Here is a 21,525-nt window from a genome sequence, read left to right as displayed (position 1 = left end):
GTTATGAAGTATTCAAAACAGGAAACCGATCAGTTCGTTGAAGCCAATGTCCTGAATTTCCAGTTAAACGGTACGGGTTGGCATCAGCTCATCCGTGATATGCTTTACGAATTTTGCCTGGCGGGATGGAATCTGAATAACAAGGTCGGCGGAAAAGAAAAATTCGGCGGATTGCGTTGCTACAGCCTTTCCGAAGATGATCCCCTTAATAATGAAATCAAGAAAATAATAACAAAATATGAAGCCTTATCAGTTAAAACCTGCGAGATATGCGGCAGTGCGGGCAAATTAAGGGTGGTCAATGGCTGGGATGTAACTTTGTGCATCAATCATTATATAGAGGACGTGGATGTTATATATATTAAAGGTGACACTGTTTTTCTCAACGACCGTTTTCTTTTTAAGCTAAGTGAAATAAAAAAGGTGGAAACGCCCAATTCTTTTAAAGGAATACGGGTCTGTTTATCCGGTGATGAAAAGCCTATTTCATTGAATACAGGAAATCCCAACTATTACCTGTTGCTGAGATCCATTCCATTGCATCTGTTTTCGGAAGAATACCGACACAAGATCAGATTAATCTTTGAAAACCTGAAAGACTGCGAAATCTGCGGATATAAAGCCCTGTGGGAAGAACACTGTTTAAGATGTAATGATGAACCCTGGCGGGACTCTTTACTCGATGACTATGAAGATAAAACAGAATACGTGAAACAATCCCAGATGTTACTTCGTATGGATCAGGACAGTTATGAAGAAGTTGCCAATTTCTGTGACCGGTCATTTGAAAAGACGGAAAATTACCGGATCCTTTTTAATGACGACGAATTTGAAGAATTCGAAAAAGACTGGTAAGGCCGGAAGTACCGTAATTTTAAATTATATTTGAATAAACAATCCTTCATGAAAAACGTTTTCCCAATATTTCTCCTTTCAACCCAAATGGTTTTGGCGCAGAATATTGCCCAAAAACTGGATACTGCCACCAAGAACCTGATGGAATCCTCCGGTGCGGTTTCGTCCAATTTATCCTTTTATGTTTCGGATGAAAACGGGAATCCGGTTTATGATTACCAGGGAAATAAAGGCCTTTCCACCGCTTCGACGCAGAAGATATTCACGGCAGCTGCGGCTTTGGAAGGATTGGGTAAGAATTATACTTTTAAAACAACATCAGCCTATTCCGGAACCCTTTCCAACGGGACCCTGAATGGGACCCTGTTCGTCACTTCAACCGGGGATCCTACCCTGGGAAGCTGGAGGTACGAGTCGTATAAACCGGAAAATTTCAAGCAGAAGCTTATAGAAGCGATAAAAAAATCCGGTATCAAAAAGATCTCGGGAGATCTGATCGTTGACGACTCGTATTTCGACCACCAGACCATTCCGGGAGGGTGGCCGTGGGACGATCTTGGAAACTATTACGGCGCCGGCGTCTGGGGCGTCAACTGGCGTGAAAACCAGTTCGATATCCACATTAACGGAACGGAATTCAAAAGTTTCTCCTATCCTCTGGAAGGCGTCAACTGGCTGAACGATCTGAAAGCAGGCGGAAGCTCCGATCAGAGCCTGATTTTCACTGCACCGCATTCGGATGTTGCATTGATTAACGGAACATTGCCTTCAAAGCCGGTGACGGTCTCCGGAGCTGTTCCCGATCCGCCTCTGCAGTTGGGCGTGGAAGTCAGGCAATGGCTGAAAGAATCAGGAATCGATCTTGCAGGGAAGGTGGTAACGAATTCCCAGCTTGAAATTGAGGGAAAGAAACCTCTGGAATTCCCGAAACAGAACGTCATTTTAACGTATGAATCGCCGACTTTAGACAAAATCGTTTACTGGTTTTTAAGAAAGAGCATCAATATGTACGGGGAAACGTTAATTAAAACTTTAGCCAAAAAAAAGAAGGGGAATCCAAGCTTTAAGACGGGGGTTGCCTACCTGAAAGAATTCTGGAAAGGCAAGGGAATCAATCCGGCGATGATCAATTTCGCCGACGGAAGCGGGCTTTCCCCACAGAATTATGTTTCGGCAAAAGCAGAAGTCCAGGCTTTGCTGTATGCTAAAAAACAGTCCTGGTTCGAAACGTATTATGACGGTTTCCCTACCCAGGATAACGGCATCAAAATGAAAAGCGGAACCATGAGGGATACCAAATCCTACGCAGGTTTCCATACCTCAAAAGAAGGGAAGAAATATGTGTTTTCAATCATCATCAACAATTACCAGGGCAGCGGCGGTGCGGAACTGCAGAAGATCCTGAATGTTTTAAAATAAATCAACGTTTTGAAGAAATCCTTATTTGCAAGACTGAATAACTGGATCATTTTTACCCTGATGACCATTGTTGTCCTGACCACCGTCATTGCGTCAACGATTCTGATCAATTTTCTACGTAAGGAAGAGGTGAGAAGGGTAGACATCCTGGTGAGTGCCCTAAAATTCCAGCAGGAAACGGAAAATCCCAACCTGGAAATTCAGGCGTTGCTTTTGCAGATTTACAGCTCCAATACCACCATTCCGCTGATCATTCTGGATAAAAGCGGGCAGATCATCGAGCATAAAAATATTCCGCAGGATATTGAAAACAATTCGGCAAAGATCATTGCGCTGGCACAGAAAATGGCGAAGAGTTATCCTCCCATTGAAATCAACATCCTGAAAGGAAACAAGCAGTTCGTATATTACGATAACTCCCGCCTGCTGAACAACCTGCAGTATTCCCCGTATATTCTCGGGCTTTTCATTCTTTCCTATTTCGGATTTACTTTCTGGTTTTTCAGGACCATTAAAAAAACGGATGAAGGCTATCTCTGGGCCGGGCTTGCCAAGGAAACGGCACACCAGATCGGAACGCCCTTGTCCTCCATGATCGGCTGGATGGAAATCATGAAGCTGGATACTCCGGATTCCGAAGGCGTCCACGAAATTGAAAAAGACATCGAACGGTTGAGAACAATCTCTGAAAGGTTCTCAAAAATAGGCTCCGTTCCCGAACTTAACGACCGGGATTTCAGTGCCACCATTCAGGAAAATTATGACTATTTAAAAACAAGGATTTCCAGAAAGATCAACTTCGGACTGCATCTGCCGAATCATACCATCTCGGTTCCCCATAATAAAATCCTGATGAGCTGGGTGATCGAAAACCTCGTAAAAAATGCCGTCGACGCCATGAAAGGGGAAGGCTCGATCTCGATGACCGTTATTGAAAGGAACAAAAGCATCGTAGTGCAGGTACAGGATACCGGAAGCGGAATGACAAAACAGCAGGCAGCCAACGCCTTCAAACCCGGCTATTCCACCAAAAAACGAGGCTGGGGGCTCGGGTTGTCTCTGGCCAAAAGGGTAATCCAGGAATACCACAACGGAGACATCAAAATTTCACAGACGGAAGTAGGAAAGGGAACGACCTTCAGAATCACTATCCGGAAAGTATAGTTTTTGTCATACCTATAACAGGAATTTTTACCGATGCTGCTGCCTTTAATTAAACTGCATATTTATAAATATTTTCACCGTATTACGCTTACATTTAGCTATTTAATTAATTCGAAAATAATATTAAGACTAAATCGGTCAGAATTTTAGATAGAACTCAGCCTGACAGCGCGTAATGCAACCCTGCTTGAAATAAACATAATTCGTCATTTTAAAAGACTGCAATTTCATTTGGTAGCATTGTGTCATCCTGAGGCTCTCGAAGGATTTTTACGCCGCCGGTAACCTTTATGAAATAGTCTAAATAGACTGGAAATAGACTCCATGATCATTAAAACCCCAGTACGGTTTATAGCTCGAATTCACGTTAATTTAAATAAAGCCGGAAAAAAAGCGGAGAAAAAATTTCCCCGCTTTACTGAATTTATTGTACTTCAAATTATTTTTTCCCGGTCAGCCACTGCTCCTGAAGTTTCTTTTCAGCAGGAGTCGGGTTCGCTTTAAATGCAAGCGTTTCAACCGTCATCTTATCCAGAACCGCTTTTCCTTTAAGGTCCATCTTATCGGTTTTGTCACCGTTCTTTCTTAAGACGGTTACAGTTACATTCTGCCCTTCCTTGATCGTTCTTGAATATGCAATGAAAGACTGGATATCCTGGACATTGATGGTTTTTCCGTCCAGGGCAACGATCTTATCCGTGATTTTCAGGCCGATGCTTTTGGCGAAAGCCGACTGGGCAGAGCTTTCATCAAACACAAACGCATTATCCTTTTCATCGTAACCCGTCTGCTGCGGATCTCTGATGAACCAGAAAATCGGCGGCGTTTCCTGTTTTTTGATTTCCACACCCACCATATCTAAGTATTGGGCGTAAGGGGTCGGCTGACTGCCCGCAATGTATTTGCCATAAAAGTCCTTGATTTGGGGATATCCCGTAACAGTAACCAACTCATCAATCAACTGATCGTCTTTAAACGGCTTGTTTTCCCCGAAACGCTGGGAAAGCTTACGGATCATGTCGCGGTAGCCCATTTCCCCGTTCGACAGTTTTCTCAGTTCGATATCCAGGCACATTGCCAGAAGGGTTCCTTTTTCATAGACATTCCGGTACTGGTCTTTATATTCATCTTTAAGAACGTTCTTACTCATGACCGTAAAAGGCATGGTATCGTTGTAGTTTTTGGAATTGGCGATTTTTTCACTCATTCTCTGAAGAAACTCATCCCTGGTAATAAGGCCTTCCTGGATCTGGAAAAGATTGGCGAAATATTCCGTACCGCCTTCATACATCCAGAGGTGCTGCGACATTTTCGGATCGGCATAATCGAAATAATGGATTTCCTCGGAATGGGTCTTCAGCGGATTTACCGTATGGAAGAACTCGTGGGAAACCACATCGGTAAGCGTTTTATCAATGGCTTCTTTGGGCATCATTTCAGGAAGCACAACGCTCGTGGATTCGTGATGCTCCAAAGCACCGAACCCTTTGATCTGAGGACCCTGCGCACCTGCCAGATACAGCATGATCGCATATTTTTTATTGGTGTTCATGTCACCCAGGAATTTCTTTTGCGCAACCACCATTTTTTCAAGATTTTCTTTAAAATCGGCCGCTTTGTATTTGCCGGTCGGGGAATAAACACCCAGTACCAGATCCATACCTCCTGCGTTGAAGGTGATATAATCCGGTTTTGTATACATCAGCGGAGAATCGGTTACCTTAGCGTAATTGGCCAGGGTATAGGTATCCGTAGATTCGGATTTATCCTGATCGACCAAGGCGGTTGTTCCATAAAAATCATTGGGTTTCTGGATGATCAGCTGATAAGGAACATCCTGCATATTATCGATGTAACCGATAAAACCATGGGTATTGATCAGATATACTTTTCCGGCCTCGATATCCGTTCCGGATGGCGAAAACACGGCTTTGTGCCTGGATTCATCCATTTCGTCATCGAAGCTGTCATTGACCAGATAAGTGACTTTGCTTAAATTCTGGGCGTTTTTAAGGGCGTAAGTATTGTCATTGACTTTGGTAAAAGGAATTTCCTTCCCCTTATTATCCATAAATCTGATGCCTTCCACAAACCTTCCGTAATCGTCTACGGAATAGGTTCCCGGAACGGTTTTTGGAAAATGGAATTTGACGTCACCGGATTTCATTTTCGGGAATTCCATGGTTACCGGCACCTTGTCGTCCTTTACCTGAACAAGGTCGATGGTGGTTTTTATAGATTGGGCATTCACCATAAAAGCGGTTAAGATACCCAGGCTCAAAGCTGTTTTTTTCATTAAATTGAATTTATAGTTAAATAGTTGCTGAAAGATCGGTTTTGTTACGGAAAGGTGTATTAAACTTTGTTAAATTAAACCTTACTTTTCATTAAAATTTTAATTATCAGCAGATTAATTTATTTGTTTTGAGTATTAAATTAAAGGTATGTAAAAAGAAAAATGCCATTTCACGGTTTCCAGGTCTCATTTAGTCCACCTTTTTGTAGCTGATGTAATAATTTTTATTGAATTCTACCGGAGTGCCCTTCTTTAATTGTACGGTTTGCCATTCCCCGCTGGGGTTGATGGTAGTGCCTTCAACAATAACCGGAAGCTTAAAATTCTTCACCGTATCGGTATACCGGAATTTCAGTTCAGTCCCTTTTTGCGAGTATTCCAGAACAGGAACTTCGGTCGTCCTTAAATACTGGTCGAAGACGCCTGAAAAATCAATTCCCGATTTTTTAGAGATATAGTTTTCAATCTGCGCGGTGGTTACGGTCTGATGATAGAAATCTTTATTAAGGCCTCTGAGGATCTGCCTGAATTTTTCATCGTTATTGATGACCTGGCGGATGGTATGGATCATGCTTGCCCCTTTCGGATACATATCGCCGCTGCCTTCGTTTCTTACCCCGTATTTTCCGATAATGGGCGTATCGTTCAGGATGATATCCCGGATTCCCTGAGCATAAATATCAGCCGATTTTTTATCCATGTACTTTTCGGTGAACAGCACTTCGGAATAATTGGTAAAGCTTTCATGGATCCACATGTCCGCCTGGTCTTTCGCCGTGATATTATTGGCAAACCATTCATGGCCGCTTTCATGGATGATGATAAAATCCCAGTTCAGTCCGACGCCGGTCCCGGAAAGGTCCCTTCCCAGGTAGCCGTTCTGGTAACCGTTTCCGTAAGCCACATTGCTCTGGTGTTCCATCCCAAGATAAGGAGATTCTACCAGTTTGTAGGAATCTTCATAAAACGGATAAGGGCCGAACCAGTATTCAAAAGCCGACAGCATCGGCTTTACCTGCTGAAACTGTTTTTTAGCTTTATCCAGATTATAATCCAGCACCCAGTAATCCAGATCCAGTTTTCCTTTTTCTCCGTCAAAGGTATCTTTGAAATTCACATATTTTCCGATATTCGGAATGATGGAATAGGCATTGATCGGGTTTTTGACTTCCCAGGTGTAAGCCATTTTATCGCCTTCCGCCTTTTTGCTGATCAGTCTTCCGTTTCCTACGCCTACAAGATCTTTGGGCGTAATAATTTTCATTACGATGCCGTTGTCGGGTTCATCACTCCAGATGTCCTTCACCGGAAGCCAGATCGAAGCGCCGATGCCTTCGTCGGCGGGGCTCATCCAAGGATTTCCTTTTTCATCCCGGGTAAATACCCAACCTCCGTCCCACGGTGCGTGCCTGGCAATGACAGGATTTCCGGAATAGGCAACTCTAATGGTATATTTTTCCCCTTTTTTAAAACTTTTATTGGCTCTGATCCAGATGAAATCACCGTCCTGACTGTAATTTGTTATCGGAAAATTCACCTCTACCTTATCTGCTTTCATCGGCTGCTGAAGATCAACCTGGAAAGTAGGGTTGGTAATGTCTTTCGTGATCTCAAAGCTGATGATGTTGCTTCCCCTGATGCTCTTTGTCGCAAAATCAGGTTCTACGGAAAGATCATATTTTTTGACATCCCAGAAATTCCTGAACCGGGTATCCGAACCTTTCAAAGTATCCTGTTTGGTAAATAACTTGTCTTTTTCAAAAAACTGTCCGAAAGCCAGTCCCGAAACAAATAAAAGCGTATATGAAATTTTTTTCATCTGAAATAAAATTAATGGACTAAAATAAAGAATTTAATGATGTTGAACCAGGCCCAGATCAAATCTCTTTAATAAGACGGGAAATCTGAAGTTTTGTTACATTCCGGAAAGCGAATGGGGAATAGTGAATGGTCAAGCCGTTCCGCCTGTCAATTTTGCTTTGCGACTGAACGGTCAACAGTCAATCTGATATGGCAATTCATGTTGGAAAACGCAAGGGCCCGAAAGGTTTTAAATACTTTATATGGCTAAAGACGAAAAAGGATTTTATCTTTGATAAAGTTGAAGATCTCTGATTGATGTTATAAAAAGTGGTACGAATTTAATATCCACAGCATGAAAATTTGGCAGTCACAACTTTTTTTTTGCGCCTTAAAACATTGCCTGCTCCATCATCTTCGGTCCTTGGCGATTCCAACAAAGCATACGGCAGAAAATCAGCTTTAATTTGAAAAATTTTCGTAGTCTTTAATCAGAGATCAATCATCTTCATAAAAAATCCCGCAGGAAATCTGCGGGAATATATTAATTTATAGCTGTAAAATTATTTCTGGACAACCGGAAGATTGGCCGCTGCTTTCTGTACTTTCTTATAGGTATAAGAACACATGATGATGCTGAATTCATATAATAAAAGCAACGGTAATGCCGCCATCATCATACTGAGCACATCTGCGGGAGTAATAATTGCTGCCACCACCATGATCAGAACAATCGCGTGGCGACGGTACGTTTTCATGAACATCGGAGTAAGGATTCCGATCGTTGTCAGGAAATAGATCAGTACCGGGAAAAGGAAGATAACCCCCATTCCCAGGACAACCTGCAGAAAAAGTGTCGTATAGTCGCTGAGGTCATATAAAGGGATGATAATATCCGATATCTTGAAAATCACCCCGAAATTCACGGCAAAAGGGAGGATCAGATAATACCCGCATAAAACACCGGTCATAAATAACATCCATACCGAATTGATGATGAATAAGGAATTTTTTCTTTCTTTGGGATGCAGAGCCGGACTGATGAACCGCCACAGTTCCCATACGATATAAGGAAAGGCAAGAACAATTCCGCCGAAAATGGAAACGGCCATCATGACGTTGAACTGCTGGTAAAGCTTACTGGCCCGAACCGGGAAATCTTTCGGCAGATGGATGCTGTCTTCGCCCAAAATCATTTTGGAAAAATGGTTGACGACTTCAAAAGTTGCAAAATCATTTCGGGTAGGACCGAAGAAAACATGATCCATAATCCAGTTGATATTGAAACCGATAACGATCGCAGCAACCACTATGGCAAGGATTGAACGGATGAGGTGGCCTCTCAGTTCGCCAATATGCCCCCAGAAGGACATGTCTTTAGCATCACTCACAGAATAATATTTTTAAGATTCCAAATTTAGGAAAAAAGTTTTACTAAAGTGGGATGTCAAAGGCACGAAGATGGAAGTTTATTTGCCAAATCGGAAAAAAAGATAAAGGATACAGCGAGACAACTGATATTTAAAGACTTTCAGCCATATTATTGAAAAAGAATTCTCCGGCATCCATCTTTCCTCTTTCATCCGATCAATAAGGTTTCTGCTTTGGGTTTATACTAAATAATCCCTTCGTCCAGCAACTTATGCAGATCGATGATCCCGAAATATTTCCCGTTTTCCGTTACCACGAGCTGGCCGATATTGTTGTCTTTTAAAATCTGCATGGCTTCCTTGGCCAGTGCTGTTTTTTCAATGGTTTTCGGATTGGCAGACATGATATCCCTGGCCAGGACTTTTGAGATGTCTTCTTCCCGTAGCAGCATTCTTCTCAGATCTCCGTCGGTAATCACCCCGATGATTGCATCTTCTTCAGTTACTACGGTAATCCCGTGCCTGGAGCTGCTGATGGAGATAATTACGTCTTTTACGGTAGCATTTTCCATCACCTGCGGTTTCTGTGAAGAAAGGAAATCGTCCACTTTTGAGATCAAATTCTTTCCAAGGCTGCCTCCCGGATGAAATTTGGCAAAATCATTCGCCCTGAACCCGTTCATCTCCATCAGAACAATGGCTAAAGCATCTCCCAGCGCCATCTGCAGGGTGGTGGAACTCGTCGGGGCCAGTTTATTCGGGCAGGCTTCCGTATCAACGTGGGCATCCAGGACAAGGTCGGAAAATTCCGCCAGTTTGCTGGACGGATTTCCCGTCATGCCGATGAGAGCATGTGAATAGTCTTTTAAATAAGGAACGAGATTCACGATTTCGGGGGAATTGCCGGAATTGGATATACACAGGACCACATCCTGTTTCTGGATAACGCCAAGGTCTCCGTGAAGGGCCTCCGAAGCATGTAAAAACTGGGAAGGCGTACCCGTAGAATTTAAAGTGGCCACGATCTTATTGCCTACGTGTGCCGATTTACCGATTCCTACCACAATAAGCTTTCCTTTTGCCGAGTGAATAATTTCGACTGCTTTTATAAAGTCATCACCCAGTCTTGAGGATAGTTTCTGAAGTTCTGCAATTTCGATTTCCAGGGTACTTTTTGCAACTGAAATTAGGTCGGCTCTTTCCATTATCATTTTATCGGTATATAAAAATGCCTTTTGAAAACGTTCTGTCTAAAAAGGATATTTAATATAAATTTTATTTTTTATAAATTCGTTCGCTTTTATTTTAAGCGAAAAATTCATAACTTTGGATTAGATGCAAATTTAGCAATTGAAAATTAGATGAGCGCAAAAAAAGCCAATTTATCAGGCGAGTTAAAAAAATATTTTGGGTTCTCCACCTTTAAAGGCCAGCAGGAAAAGATTATCGAAAACCTTATGAATGGTAAAGATGTCTTTGTTCTGATGCCTACGGGCGGTGGGAAATCCCTTTGTTATCAGCTTCCGGCACTTATTTCGGAAGGTACGGCCATTGTGGTATCGCCTCTGATTGCATTGATGAAAAACCAGGTAGATGCGGTAAACGGTCTTTCATCTGATGATGGGGTTGCCCATGTTCTGAATTCATCACTCAACAAAACCCAGACCAAACAGGTTTTCGACGATATAAAAAAAGGAAAGACCAAGTTGCTGTATGTGGCTCCGGAATCACTGATCAAAGAAGAATACCTTGATTTTCTGAAAGATGTAAAAATATCGTTCTGTGCCATTGATGAAGCGCACTGTATTTCGGAATGGGGACATGATTTCCGGCCGGAATACCGGAACCTGAAGTCCATTATCGATAAAATAGCCGACGTACCGGTAATTGCCCTCACGGCAACGGCAACGCCAAAAGTCCAGGATGATATCCAGAAAACGCTGGGGATGACCAATGCCCTGGTTTTCAAAGAAAGTTTCAACAGGCCCAATCTGTACTATGAAGTACAGCCGAAAGTAAACGTCGATAAGGAAATCGTGCGGTTTATCAGCCGTCACAAAGGAAAATCGGGTATTGTCTACTGCCTGAGCCGGAGAAAGGTGGAGGAATTTGCACAGCTCCTCCAGGTGAACGGAATCAACGCGCTTCCTTACCATGCCGGTCTGGACCAGAAAATAAGGGTAGCCAATCAGGATAAATTCCTGATGGAGGAAGTGGATGTGATTGTGGCAACGATTGCCTTTGGAATGGGAATCGACAAGCCGGATGTGCGTTTTGTGATCCATTACGATTTCCCGAAATCCCTGGAAAGCTATTACCAGGAAACCGGACGTGCCGGACGGGATGGCGGAGAAGGCCATTGTGTCGCTTACTACGATCCGAAAGATATTGAAAAGCTCGAAAAATTCCTTGCCCAGAAGCCCGTTTCCGAACGGGAAATCGGACTGCAGCTGTTGAATGAAGTTGTGGGCTATGCCGAAACTTCCATGAGCCGGCGGCAGTACATTCTGTATTATTTCGGGGAAAACTTCGATCCGGTAAACGGAGACGGTGCCAAAATGTGCGACAATTCCTCAAATCCGCCGAAGCTGAAAGATGCGACTAATGATCTGAAAAAAGTTCTGGAACTCATCAGGGATACCGGCGAAAAATTCAAGTCGAAAGATCTTATCAGCGTAATTGCAGGAAAGGAATCGGCGGTTACCAAATCCTATAAGCTGGATCAGAGCCCTTATTTCGGATTCGGGAAAGAAGAGAAGGATAACCACTGGAAAACGGTGCTGAGACAGGCAACGGTTCAGAATTTTTTACTGAAGGATATAGAAACCTACGGTGTTTTAAAAATTTCAGAGAAAGGGAGATTGGTTCTGGACGGAAAGCTGGAGCATTCGTTTATGATTGCGGAAGACCGGGAATTCGATCTTTCGCAGACCAAAGCGGAAAGCGATCAGGTGCAGATGCAGTCCAGCGGAGGTTTGGACCAGAATCTTTTCAACCAGCTGAAAGAGCTAAGGAAAAAAGTGGCCAGGAAGCACGGCATTCCGCCTTACACCGTATTTATGGATCCGAGTCTTGAAGACATGACGGTTCAGTATCCGGTAAAAGTGGATGAAATCGCCAAAATCTATGGCGTAGGCGAAGGAAAGGCCAAGAAATACGGAAAAGAATTCGCCGACTTCATCAGTAAATATGTGGAAGAGAACAACATCGAGCGTACCCAGGATATGGTGCTGAAGCAGGTGGCCAACAAATCCAGCCATAAGGTTTTCATTATCCAGAGTACCGATAAGAAAATCGACCTGGAAGACATTGCCAGAGCGAAAAACCTTACGATGGACGAACTGCTGAAGGAGATGGAGCGCATCGTATATCAGGGAACCAAGCTGAATATCGACTATTACATCGAAGATAATTTTGACGAAGATATCGTGGACGGCTTCATGGAATTTATGAACGAATCCGAAAGCGACAGCATGAAGGTGCTGCTGGACGAATTCGGGGACGAGCTTTCCGATGAAGAAGTAAGGATGTTGAGGATCAAATTCATCAGCGATGTCGCCAACTAAAGTAGTGCTCAATAATAACGAAATCATATTAAAAGAAATTCTTCCCCGGAAGAGTTTCTTTTTTTTATCTGGCAATTTCTTTTTTTCTACCATTGAATAGCAAAAGATCGGACTTCGTTATATTTCAGTAATATCATATTTGGAGAGCCGGAAGGTATTTTTGGCAGAAGTGATAAACCATTCTCATTCTTTCACCAATCGGGAATGAGTTTTAAAGAAGATGAATATGTTTATCTGAGCGTTGAAAAGATGAGTGAAATTATTTCTGTTTTTGAGCAGCTTGGTTTAAAGGTTACCAAAACTTTTTACTAATTTTACAGGGATGAAAAAGATCTCTGTTATATTTATCCTGCCTGACCTGGAAACCGGCGGCGCCGAAAGGATCGTAACCACCATTGCGAACCATCTTTCCAGGGACCGGTTTGAGCCTAAGATTTTGCTCCTGCGCAAGCAGGGAGGTTATCTTAATTTCCTCAGAGAAGATGTGGAAGTCATCGACCTCAATACGGAAAGAATCAGGCATTCGTTAAAGCCAATTCTGGCAGAAATCTATCGCAGGAAACCGGATATCGTGTTTTCAGGTTTTGGTGAGGTGAACGCATACCTGTCTTTATTCATCAGGCTTTTTCCCAACACCAGATTCATTGCCCGCGAAACCAATGTGGTGACTCAGCACGTGACGCGGAAAGAAATAAAATTCTTCTATAATTTTTACAACAATTATCACAGGATCATTGCCCAAAGCGATGATATGCTGAAGGATCTTACCCGGAATTTCAGGATTAAACCGAAGAAAGTCATCAAAATCAACAATCCGGTAGATTTTGATTTTATTGAGGAAAAGCTTACCGATGCAGACAAACCGGAAACTTTTAAATACAATTATAAAAATGTAGTGGCCATCGGTAACCTTTCATCTCGAAAAGGCTTCGATAACCTGTTAAAAGTATTTTCCAGGCTTAAAAATGAAAATGTGATGCTCCACATTCTGGGTGACGGACAGGACCGTGATCTGCTGCATCAGATGAAAGAATTTTTAGGATTGGAAAACGTTATTTTTCACGGAAGGCAGGAAAACCCGTACCGGTTTCTGAAACATGCCGATCTGTTTATTCTTTCGTCAAGATATGAAGGCTTTCCGAATGTATTGCTGGAAGCCGGCGCCTGCGGAACCTATTCTCTGGCCAACAACTGTCCGGGAGGGATCAATGAGATTATTCTGGAGAACATCAACGGGGAAATTGCCGATATCGGGAACCATGAAGATTTCGCACAGAAAATCATGAGTGTCCTGCACGAACACCATGATCCGGAAGCTATCAAAAGCTGCATAAAATCCAGGTTTTCAAAACAGATTATTCTGGATCAGTACGAAAAAGTTTTGCTGGATCTCGTAAAGCGGTAATTGTTCCGTTTGCCTGCCGGGATCTGTTTTCTTATTTTTGGTGCTTTCAATTATTTAAAAAAATCAATTTTCATTCATGATTAAAATGCAGAAATTAGGATGTGCGTGTGAAAAGCCCACTTCATCTTATACCGAATTCAGAACTTCAGCACTGGGTGTTGATCAGACCCACGGAAAAAATGCCGAAGTAAGCATTCAGCAGTGCAAGCTTTGCCAGAGGATATGGATCCGGTATGCTTTTCATGCAGACCATACCTCCGAATCCGGTAAATGGTACAAAGGAATGGTTTCCAAGAAAGACCGCCCGCAGATTACGCCTGAAAATGCGTTGGGATACATTGAAAGCCTCGAATGGTATGTCTACGGAGGTGAATTTTTTGGAAATACGACAGCATTTGGCGCCGGGAAAATTGATATTTAATTTAGACTTTTACAGGAGTTCAAAGAAATAGGCTGGAAGAGGGGTGCTGGATGCAGGAAGTTTCCCGACAGGATTTATTTGCCAAGAGTCTTGAATATCAGATGATATTCGATTTACTACTTTATGACTGCAAAATGTAATGAATAAATCTGATGAATTAAAACGTAACCGGTTTATAAAGAAACTACGGTCAAATGCCATTGCAATTCTTAGCAATCAGATCGAAATCCATTCGGGATACTTTAAGATGAATTATCTTTTGGGCAGAATCAACGATATTAAAAAATTGGAGAATATTGATCTAAGTATATTCAATAGCTATTACAGTGAGATTCAGTCTTATCCGATCGGGGATGAAAGGAAACTGTACAGCAAAGAATTCTTAGACAGGCTTGACGCAAGGTTAAAACGGGTCGATGAAAAATATATGGATGCTCTTGCTGAAAAATGCGGTGAGATCATTGAGAAGTTTAAAAATATCAAAGATTTTTGCTGATTTTTTATAAAGCCATGCGCCGTTTTTAAAACTTGACAAAACTCACTTGGGGGTATGGCAATTAATCGTTAAATTTGTAAGAACTAAAGAGATAATAAATAAACAAATTCATAAATAACATGAGTCAATTCGATGTTACCGTAATCGGTTCCGGTCCTGGTGGTTATGTTGCTGCAATCCGCGCCGCGCAATTAGGTTTCACAACAGCAATTATTGAAAAATACCCGACTTTGGGCGGAACCTGCCTGAACGTGGGATGTATCCCGTCGAAAGCACTTTTAGACAGCTCCGAACATTTTGAGAACGCCAAGCATCATTTTGCGGGCCACGGAATCATTATCAATGAGCCACAGGCGGATATTGCCAGAATGATCGAGCGTAAGAACGAGGTGATCAAACAAAATACGGACGGGATCAGCTACCTGATGAACAAAAACAAAATTACTGTTTTTGAAGGAGTAGGGAGCTTCGAATCCGCCAACCAGATCAAAGTAACGAAAAACGACGGTTCTACGGAAACGATCGAATCCAAATATACCATCATCGCTACCGGTTCCAAACCGTCTTCTTTACCTTTCATTACGATTGATAAAGAGCGGGTGATCACTTCCACGGAAGCTTTAAACCTTAAAGAAATCCCTAAGCACCTGGTGGTTATCGGTGGAGGGGTCATAGGACTTGAATTAGGTTCCGTTTACTTAAGATTAGGTGCCCAGGTGACCGTAGTCGAGTTCATGGATAAAATTATTCCGGGAATGGATGGTGCCTTGAGCAAAGAATTAACGAAAGTTCTTAAGAAACAGGGCATGAAGTTCATGCTTTCCACAGCAGTTTCTGCAGTGGAGAGAAACGGGGATACCGTAAAAATTACAGCCAAAGACAAAAAAGGAGCAGAATTAGTCGTAGAAGGCGATTACTGCCTGGTTTCCGTAGGAAGAAGACCGTTCACGGACGGGGTGGGCCTTGAAAAAGCCGGTGTCGAGCTTGACGAAAGAGGAAGAGTAAAAGTTAACGACCATCTTCAGACCAACGTGGCTAATATCTATGCGATCGGAGACGTGATCAAAGGGGCCATGCTGGCTCACAAGGCAGAAGAAGAAGGGGTTTTCGTTGCTGAAACCCTGGCCGGACAAAAGCCGCACATCAATTATAACCTGATTCCGGGAGTGGTCTATACATGGCCGGAAGTTGCCGGAGTAGGCAAAACCGAAGAGCAGCTGAAGGAAGAAGGAGTAGCTTACAAAGTAGGTTCTTTCCCGATGCGAGCCTTGGGAAGAAGCCGGGCAAGCGGCGATGTAGACGGATTGGTAAAAATCATCGCAGATGAAAAAACCGATGAAGTTTTGGGAATGCATATTATCGGAGCAAGAGCTGCCGACCTTATTGCAGAAGGAGTTATTGCCATGGAGTTCCGGGCCAGCGCAGAAGACATTGCCAGAAGCTCACACGCTCACCCGACGTATGCGGAAGCGATCAAAGAAGCGGCATTGGATGCCACGGCGAAAAGACCGATTCATATGTAAAGCAGATTTAAAATTAAATCATTTAATATAAAATTAAGACTGTCATTATTATTGGCAGTCTTATTTTGTTTATAAAATTAATCTGAAATTCCATGGTATTTATTGGTTTTCAGTGATTTAAAAATAGAAAGTTAGGAGAAAGTTGAAATTTTAAATAAAGTTTGTCTCTGAAAAATTACAGATAAAGTCATTTAATAGTAAAGGCTGTCAGTAGTATTCTTATAAAAGAAACTTCCAGGATCCAGCTTCCGTTTTCAGGTATTTTGAACGATTTCTGATTTACAACTAGGGTTACTCCAAAACGCTAAAACACTCCCACTTTCAAATTTGCAATTATTTTCTGTACCTTTGTCGACTAATTTTATCATCCATGCAAATCGGAAAAACCCAGACTTTAAAAATTTCAGAAAAAAACAACTCAGGATGGATCCTTACGGACGAATCCGGTGAAAAAGCCTTCCTGCCGAAAATTTTCACTCAGGACGATAAGGAAATTGATGATGAAATAGAAGTTTTCGTTTATCAGGATGACGGTAAATTAAAAGCCACTACAGAAATTCCGTTGGCGGAAGTAGATGAATTCGCCGTAATGAGCTGTGTACAGAGCCTGCCGAGCGGTGCTTTTATGGATTGGGGAATCATTAAAGATCTTTTTATCCCGTACAAGCAGCAGAAAACTAAAATCATTGAAGGCAAAAGATATCTGGTACATCTCTATATCGATGAAGAGCTGGGACTGATTACCGGAACCACCAAATTTAAAAGAAACCCGCAATACGAGGATCTTCCTTTTGAGAAAGGCGACAAAGTGGAACTGATCATGATGAATGAAAGCGAACTGGGTTGGAATGTTGTGATCAACAAAAAATACATCGGGCTGATCTATGCTTCCGATGTTTTCAAAAAATTATATCCTCTTTCCGAAGAAACCGGCTACATCAAGGCCATCCGGGAAGACGGTAAAATCGATGTTTCCCTGCAGCCCGAAGGATTTGAAAACATCGATGAATTCAAAAAGAAAATCTTAGACAGACTGGAAGAGAATTACGGACTGCTTCACCTTTCAGACAAGTCTTCACCGGAAGAAATCAAAGATGAGGTGCAGATGAGCAAAAAGAACTTTAAAAAGGCCATCGGAGGACTCTATAAAGATAAGATCATCGATATCCTGGACGATAAGATTCGTTTACTCTAAATAAAAAACGAGCGGAAATTTCCGTTCGTTTTTTATTTATATTATTCTCTGTTTTTGATCAGCAGCCAGCCGGTATACACCCTGCCGTCCGATACTTTTATCGTATACCAGTAGTTTCCTGTCGGGATCTGGCTTCCGTTCAGTATGCCATCCCATACCAATGGTTTTTTAGAAATGACCTCTTTGAAAACAGGAAGTCCTCTCCGGTCGTAAATATTGACCTCAGTTCCCGGATAATTTTCCAGTCCGGCAATTTTCCAGTGATCATTGAAGCCGTCACCGTTTGGCGTAAAGGTATTGGGGATATTGAAAATGGAGAAAGGTTTCTGGCCGATGATACAACCTCCTTTTGTCCTTACATAAACCAGATATTCCCCGATTTTCAGGTTGGTAAATATATTGGAATCCTGCCACGTAAAATTATCAAGTGAATATTCAAAGTTTCCTGTTGCGGAAAGAATCACCGTTGCAGAATTATTGCTTACGTTCACCGATACGATTTCCGGTAAAACCGTGTAGCTTACCTGAATATTGCCCGTACTCTGGCACCCGAAGCTGTTCGTCACTGCCACGGAATAATTTCCCGGAGCGGAAACCGTAATCGCCTGCGTAGTTGCCCCGGTACTCCACAGGTAAGAGGCATAGCCGCTTCCGGCATCAAGCGTTACTGTTTTCCCTTTGCAGAAATCGATCCTTTCCGGAAGGCTTAATTTTGGCCTGGGATTCAAAGCGATATTTAACCTTACGATTTTAAAGCATCCGTCGGGCGTGGAAACTTTAACGTGAATTACCGTTGATCCGATATTTAACAGATAGTTTGCCGGACTGGAGATCGGATTTCCCGAATTGTCCGTATAAGTGAAGGTGTAACTTCCCGGATTAACGATGATATCCGGTTGATAGGTCGTTAAATCAATATTCATAGAACTTCCCGTGCTGGTATTGCATAAAGTCACGGAATAGTCATTAGCCGGAACATTGTTGGCCGAAAGAGTGGCCATGACCGAAAGCTTTTCCGATTCGCAGCCGTTCAGGGTCTGTGTTACATAATAAGTCGTTCCGTCCACAAGCGGAGTGGTCAGCGGCAAAATGTTTCCGGTGGCATCGTAAAACTTCAGTGAAGTTCCTGTAATTGTCAGGCTGGCCAAAGTCGGAGCAGCCGAAATACAGAAATCCTGAACCGGATTTCCCGTTGGTTCCGGTGTGTTGTGTACCGTTACCTGAATTGCAAGCTTATTGCTTTCGCAGCCGTTGATGGTTTGTGAAGCAAAGTAGGTCTGCCCGTTGACCAGCGGTGTTATTATTGGTAAAAGAATGCCCGCTGCATCATACCATTTGATGTTCTGCCCGGTAATCTGGATCTCGGCAAGGGTAGGATGAAGGCTTGCGCAAAAGGTTTGTTGGGTATTCAGGGTAGCCGGCAGTGCAGGAGCCGTTACCGTTACATTTTGATTTTGTGTCGTCATGTTTCCGTTTCCATCATTATACGCCCAGTGGATCACATACGTTCCCGGTAAGGAATAGGAAAGCGGATCCGTTGTAGTTGCCGTGATGGTTCCGGCGCAGTTGTCCGTTGCTGTCGGAATGGTTGAAACCACGGTATGGCAGTCTCCGGTGATGTTGGGAAGGATGGCTGAAGCCGGAACGGGTGCAACGGTGTCTCCAACCGTTACATTTACGGTAAAACTTCCGTCACAGCTTCCGGTTCCGGATACCTGACAGGTGTATATTCCGGAATTGGCAGCCGTTGCATTGGGGATTGACGGATTCTGTAGCGTAGAAGTAAATCCGTTGGGTCCGGTCCAGTTGTACACTGCACCGCCTGACGCATTCAGTTGCAGCGTAGAGTTGATGCAGACCGGGGAATTGGAGGAAATAACTGCGGAAGAGGTACAATCCTGGAATTTGGCAATAAAAATGTCATTTAGGCCACCGTTCGATTGTTGGAATGTTCCGGAGGTTGCAATTCCTGTTGTATTTCCACTTGACATTCCTGTCAGATAAATGGCTCCCTCATTATCTTTTGTTGCCATTCCTTGCTGTGTCGCTCCATTTCCGGTATAATATGTTCCCCATTCTTTAATGTCATTTTGATTATATTTAATCAAGAAAGTAGAGATATATGGAGAAGGCATTCCCATATAAGCTCCGGGTGTTGAAATATCAGGCTGTCCATTGGAATGAAGTCCTGTAAAAAATACGTTTCCGGATGCGTCGGGATAAGCTAATAACTGAGGATCTCCATTGAAATTAAAATAATTTTTTGTAATCGTGTGATTAGATAAACTGACTCTCCAGATTCCGGGCTGACCCAGTGGGAAAGCGGGAGTTGAATATTTTCCCGGGAGAATCAATACATTATTTACAATTCTTCCTTTTACAACAAATTCATCGCCTGCATTTCCATAATAGCTTGATTTCAGAATAGTATTTCCTGATCTTGACAACCTTATATAAATACCGTCTGAACCGCCTCCTTTCAGTGGTTGGAATGCATTAACCATTGGGATATTTGCCGATTGGGTCGCTCCTATGATTTCCAGATTGTCCGACGAAGACATAATTTCAAAAATAGAAGTAGAACCGTCACTCTCTCCGAAATAGGTTGCCCAGTTTACAATTCCCGTAATTGCATTTATTGAGGCCAGAATACCATCAGTATATCCTATTGGAGTGGTCTTTGAAGGCTGCATTGCATTGACGGTAGGAAAATCCGAACTAAAAGCATCGCCACCGATAAATACTTCGTTTTGATTATATGAGATGGTATAAAGTTTATCTTTCCTGCTGGATATAAATTCTTTTTGAAAAACCATATTTCCGTTGCTGTTGAATTTTACAACTACTATATTCGTATTGTTTAACCCTCTTTCAACAGTTCCTCCTGCATAAATATTAAAGTTTTCATCAAAATCTACATCCTGAAACACGTCAGTCATATTAAAACCATAATAGGTACCCCAGAGCCTTTGACCGTCTTTGGTAAGTTTCATAATAAATGCATCGAATCCAAGAGAAAGGTTTTGCTGAAAGGTTCCTGATGTCGCAATATTATTATAACTGCTGCTTGTTCCGAAGACATATCCTCTTGACTGGATGTCCGTTTTTATACCCCCGTAATCATCACCGTTTCCTCCCGCATAACTTCCCCATATTCTAGTTGGTATGGGATCAATAACGATTTTCCGATCAGCGGTTTCCACAGGTGCATTGAATCCGAAAACCTGGCCTCCAAAATCCTTAAATGAAACGTCTATATTTTCTTTTCTGCTGCCTTCGATCCAGCTGCTTGGGATGCTTTCAAACAAATCACCGAAACGCACTTTCATCAGGAGCTTTTTATCCTTAATTGCAGTGGGTGCTCCATTGAATTTCATTTTAATATCCGAAATCTTTCCTCCGGGTTGGATGATGAAGTTATATTCAACAGGCTTCAAAGTGTCTTTTGGCTTAAAAAATACAAGATCAATATGGGGATAAATATTCTTATAGGTCACCTTCCGGAACCGGTGAACGGATGTTATCCCTTTAGATCTGCCGGGAACATTGTAATAGTTGCTGTAATCCGGAGATTTACCTTCGGCAACGACAGATGCGTTTTTATTTGAATTTATTAACTCAATATCAATCCGGTGAAACTGGTTTTCGTACAAAAATTCATCTTCCTGAAAGGTTCTGCCATCGATTGCTCCGTCTTTTTTTAATTTGGATGAATTTGGATTTATGGTCTTTTTTGTTTCGTATACATCATAAGAAAATCCCGAAGTCCTGAGCTGTACATTCAATCCTGCTGAGTGAAACAGATATTTTACATCAGGATTATCTTTTCCGTCCTGGTCTACAATCTGGCCTTTGTTTTCATAAAAGAAATAATCATTCGTTTCAGGAGTTTTTTTCTGTGAAAAGATAGAAATACAACAGAAGATGTTGAGTAGAAAAAAGAGTTTTCGCATCGGTTACTAAATTTCCGGCAAAGATAATAAAACAGGAAGATTGCGGAGATGAATTTAAAATT

The 21,525-nt window shown here is 42.3% G+C and carries 14 protein-coding genes; 9 read left to right on the top strand and 5 right to left on the bottom strand.

What is annotated here, in order from left to right:
* Window positions 1-3 precede the first annotated feature (3 nt).
* The 3 genes from CHA01nite_RS02730 to CHA01nite_RS02720 are packed head-to-tail and all read left to right on the top strand — an operon-like array spanning window position 4 to window position 3,438.
* Window positions 4-855: a hypothetical protein gene (locus CHA01nite_RS02730; RefSeq protein ID WP_146939678.1), complete on the top strand. Its 852-nt coding sequence runs from the start codon at window positions 4-6 to the stop codon at window positions 853-855.
* Between the two features lie 48 nt (window positions 856-903).
* Complete coding sequence (dacB, locus tag CHA01nite_RS02725) at window positions 904-2,274, top strand: D-alanyl-D-alanine carboxypeptidase/D-alanyl-D-alanine endopeptidase (RefSeq protein ID WP_146939677.1); 1,371 nt, start codon at window positions 904-906, stop codon at window positions 2,272-2,274.
* A 9-nt stretch (window positions 2,275-2,283) separates the two neighbouring features.
* On the top strand, window positions 2,284-3,438 hold the full coding sequence (locus tag CHA01nite_RS02720) for an ATP-binding protein (RefSeq protein WP_228458324.1): 1,155 nt from the start codon (window positions 2,284-2,286) through the stop codon (window positions 3,436-3,438).
* Window positions 3,439-3,877: 439 nt separating this feature from the next.
* Here CHA01nite_RS02720 and CHA01nite_RS02715 read toward each other — a convergent pair whose 3' ends face one another.
* The 4 genes from CHA01nite_RS02715 to CHA01nite_RS02700 form a co-directional block, all read right to left on the bottom strand.
* The gene (locus CHA01nite_RS02715; protein WP_146939676.1) at window positions 3,878-5,734 is read right to left on the bottom strand and encodes a M61 family metallopeptidase; all 1,857 of its coding nucleotides are present in this window, start codon (window positions 5,732-5,734) and stop codon (window positions 3,878-3,880) included.
* 190 nt (window positions 5,735-5,924) lie between these two features.
* On the bottom strand, window positions 5,925-7,553 hold the full coding sequence (locus CHA01nite_RS02710; protein ID WP_146939675.1) for a M1 family metallopeptidase: 1,629 nt from the start codon (window positions 7,551-7,553) through the stop codon (window positions 5,925-5,927).
* Window positions 7,554-8,097: 544 nt separating this feature from the next.
* Complete coding sequence (gene tatC / locus CHA01nite_RS02705) at window positions 8,098-8,925, bottom strand: twin-arginine translocase subunit TatC (RefSeq protein ID WP_174771804.1); 828 nt, start codon at window positions 8,923-8,925, stop codon at window positions 8,098-8,100.
* A 224-nt stretch (window positions 8,926-9,149) separates the two neighbouring features.
* Window positions 9,150-10,109 (bottom strand): KpsF/GutQ family sugar-phosphate isomerase, encoded by a 960-nt coding sequence (locus tag CHA01nite_RS02700; protein ID WP_146939674.1) that lies wholly within the window; start codon window positions 10,107-10,109, stop codon window positions 9,150-9,152.
* A 156-nt stretch (window positions 10,110-10,265) separates the two neighbouring features.
* Between CHA01nite_RS02700 and recQ the strand changes: the two genes are divergently transcribed.
* The 6 genes from recQ (at window position 10,266) to CHA01nite_RS02670 (ending at window position 17,510) form a co-directional block, all read left to right on the top strand.
* A complete protein-coding gene (gene recQ / locus CHA01nite_RS02695) occupies window positions 10,266-12,470 on the top strand; it encodes a DNA helicase RecQ (protein ID WP_146939673.1) in 2,205 nt (734 codons plus the stop codon).
* Window positions 12,471-12,792: 322 nt separating this feature from the next.
* Window positions 12,793-13,875, top strand: coding sequence for a glycosyltransferase (locus CHA01nite_RS02690; protein ID WP_146939672.1), 1,083 nt, complete (start codon window positions 12,793-12,795; stop codon window positions 13,873-13,875).
* Between the two features lie 76 nt (window positions 13,876-13,951).
* Complete coding sequence (locus CHA01nite_RS02685) at window positions 13,952-14,296, top strand: hypothetical protein (RefSeq protein ID WP_170234669.1); 345 nt, start codon at window positions 13,952-13,954, stop codon at window positions 14,294-14,296.
* A 139-nt stretch (window positions 14,297-14,435) separates the two neighbouring features.
* Window positions 14,436-14,792, top strand: coding sequence for a DUF2489 domain-containing protein (locus tag CHA01nite_RS02680; protein ID WP_146939670.1), 357 nt, complete (start codon window positions 14,436-14,438; stop codon window positions 14,790-14,792).
* A gap of 119 nt (window positions 14,793-14,911) precedes the next feature.
* The gene (lpdA, locus tag CHA01nite_RS02675) at window positions 14,912-16,315 is read left to right on the top strand and encodes a dihydrolipoyl dehydrogenase (RefSeq protein WP_146939669.1); all 1,404 of its coding nucleotides are present in this window, start codon (window positions 14,912-14,914) and stop codon (window positions 16,313-16,315) included.
* Window positions 16,316-16,685: 370 nt separating this feature from the next.
* The gene (locus CHA01nite_RS02670) at window positions 16,686-17,510 is read left to right on the top strand and encodes a CvfB family protein (protein WP_146939668.1); all 825 of its coding nucleotides are present in this window, start codon (window positions 16,686-16,688) and stop codon (window positions 17,508-17,510) included.
* Window positions 17,511-17,551: 41 nt separating this feature from the next.
* Here CHA01nite_RS02670 and CHA01nite_RS02665 read toward each other — a convergent pair whose 3' ends face one another.
* Window positions 17,552-21,463, bottom strand: coding sequence for a DUF7948 domain-containing protein (locus tag CHA01nite_RS02665; RefSeq protein WP_146939667.1), 3,912 nt, complete (start codon window positions 21,461-21,463; stop codon window positions 17,552-17,554).
* Between the last annotated feature and the right edge of the window lie 62 nt (window positions 21,464-21,525).

This window comes from Chryseobacterium hagamense, from assembly GCF_007991455.1.
Taxonomy (GTDB): domain Bacteria; phylum Bacteroidota; class Bacteroidia; order Flavobacteriales; family Weeksellaceae; genus Chryseobacterium; species Chryseobacterium hagamense.
The sequence above is the reverse complement of the archived record's forward strand: the minus strand, read 5'-3'. Positions and strand labels throughout refer to the sequence as shown.

Coding starts and splice junctions, on each gene's coding strand:
- CHA01nite_RS02730 (WP_146939678.1), top strand. CDS start 4: ATGAAGTATTCAAAACAGGAAACCGATCAGTTCGTTGAAGCCAATGTC.
- dacB (WP_146939677.1), top strand. CDS start 904: ATGAAAAACGTTTTCCCAATATTTCTCCTTTCAACCCAAATGGTTTTG.
- CHA01nite_RS02715 (WP_146939676.1), bottom strand. CDS start 5,734: ATGAAAAAAACAGCTTTGAGCCTGGGTATCTTAACCGCTTTTATGGTG.
- CHA01nite_RS02710 (WP_146939675.1), bottom strand. CDS start 7,553: ATGAAAAAAATTTCATATACGCTTTTATTTGTTTCGGGACTGGCTTTC.
- CHA01nite_RS02700 (WP_146939674.1), bottom strand. CDS start 10,109: ATGGAAAGAGCCGACCTAATTTCAGTTGCAAAAAGTACCCTGGAAATC.
- recQ (WP_146939673.1), top strand. CDS start 10,266: ATGAGCGCAAAAAAAGCCAATTTATCAGGCGAGTTAAAAAAATATTTT.
- CHA01nite_RS02690 (WP_146939672.1), top strand. CDS start 12,793: ATGAAAAAGATCTCTGTTATATTTATCCTGCCTGACCTGGAAACCGGC.
- CHA01nite_RS02685 (WP_170234669.1), top strand. CDS start 13,952: ATGATTAAAATGCAGAAATTAGGATGTGCGTGTGAAAAGCCCACTTCA.
- CHA01nite_RS02680 (WP_146939670.1), top strand. CDS start 14,436: ATGAATAAATCTGATGAATTAAAACGTAACCGGTTTATAAAGAAACTA.
- lpdA (WP_146939669.1), top strand. CDS start 14,912: ATGAGTCAATTCGATGTTACCGTAATCGGTTCCGGTCCTGGTGGTTAT.
- CHA01nite_RS02670 (WP_146939668.1), top strand. CDS start 16,686: ATGCAAATCGGAAAAACCCAGACTTTAAAAATTTCAGAAAAAAACAAC.
- CHA01nite_RS02665 (WP_146939667.1), bottom strand. CDS start 21,463: ATGCGAAAACTCTTTTTTCTACTCAACATCTTCTGTTGTATTTCTATC.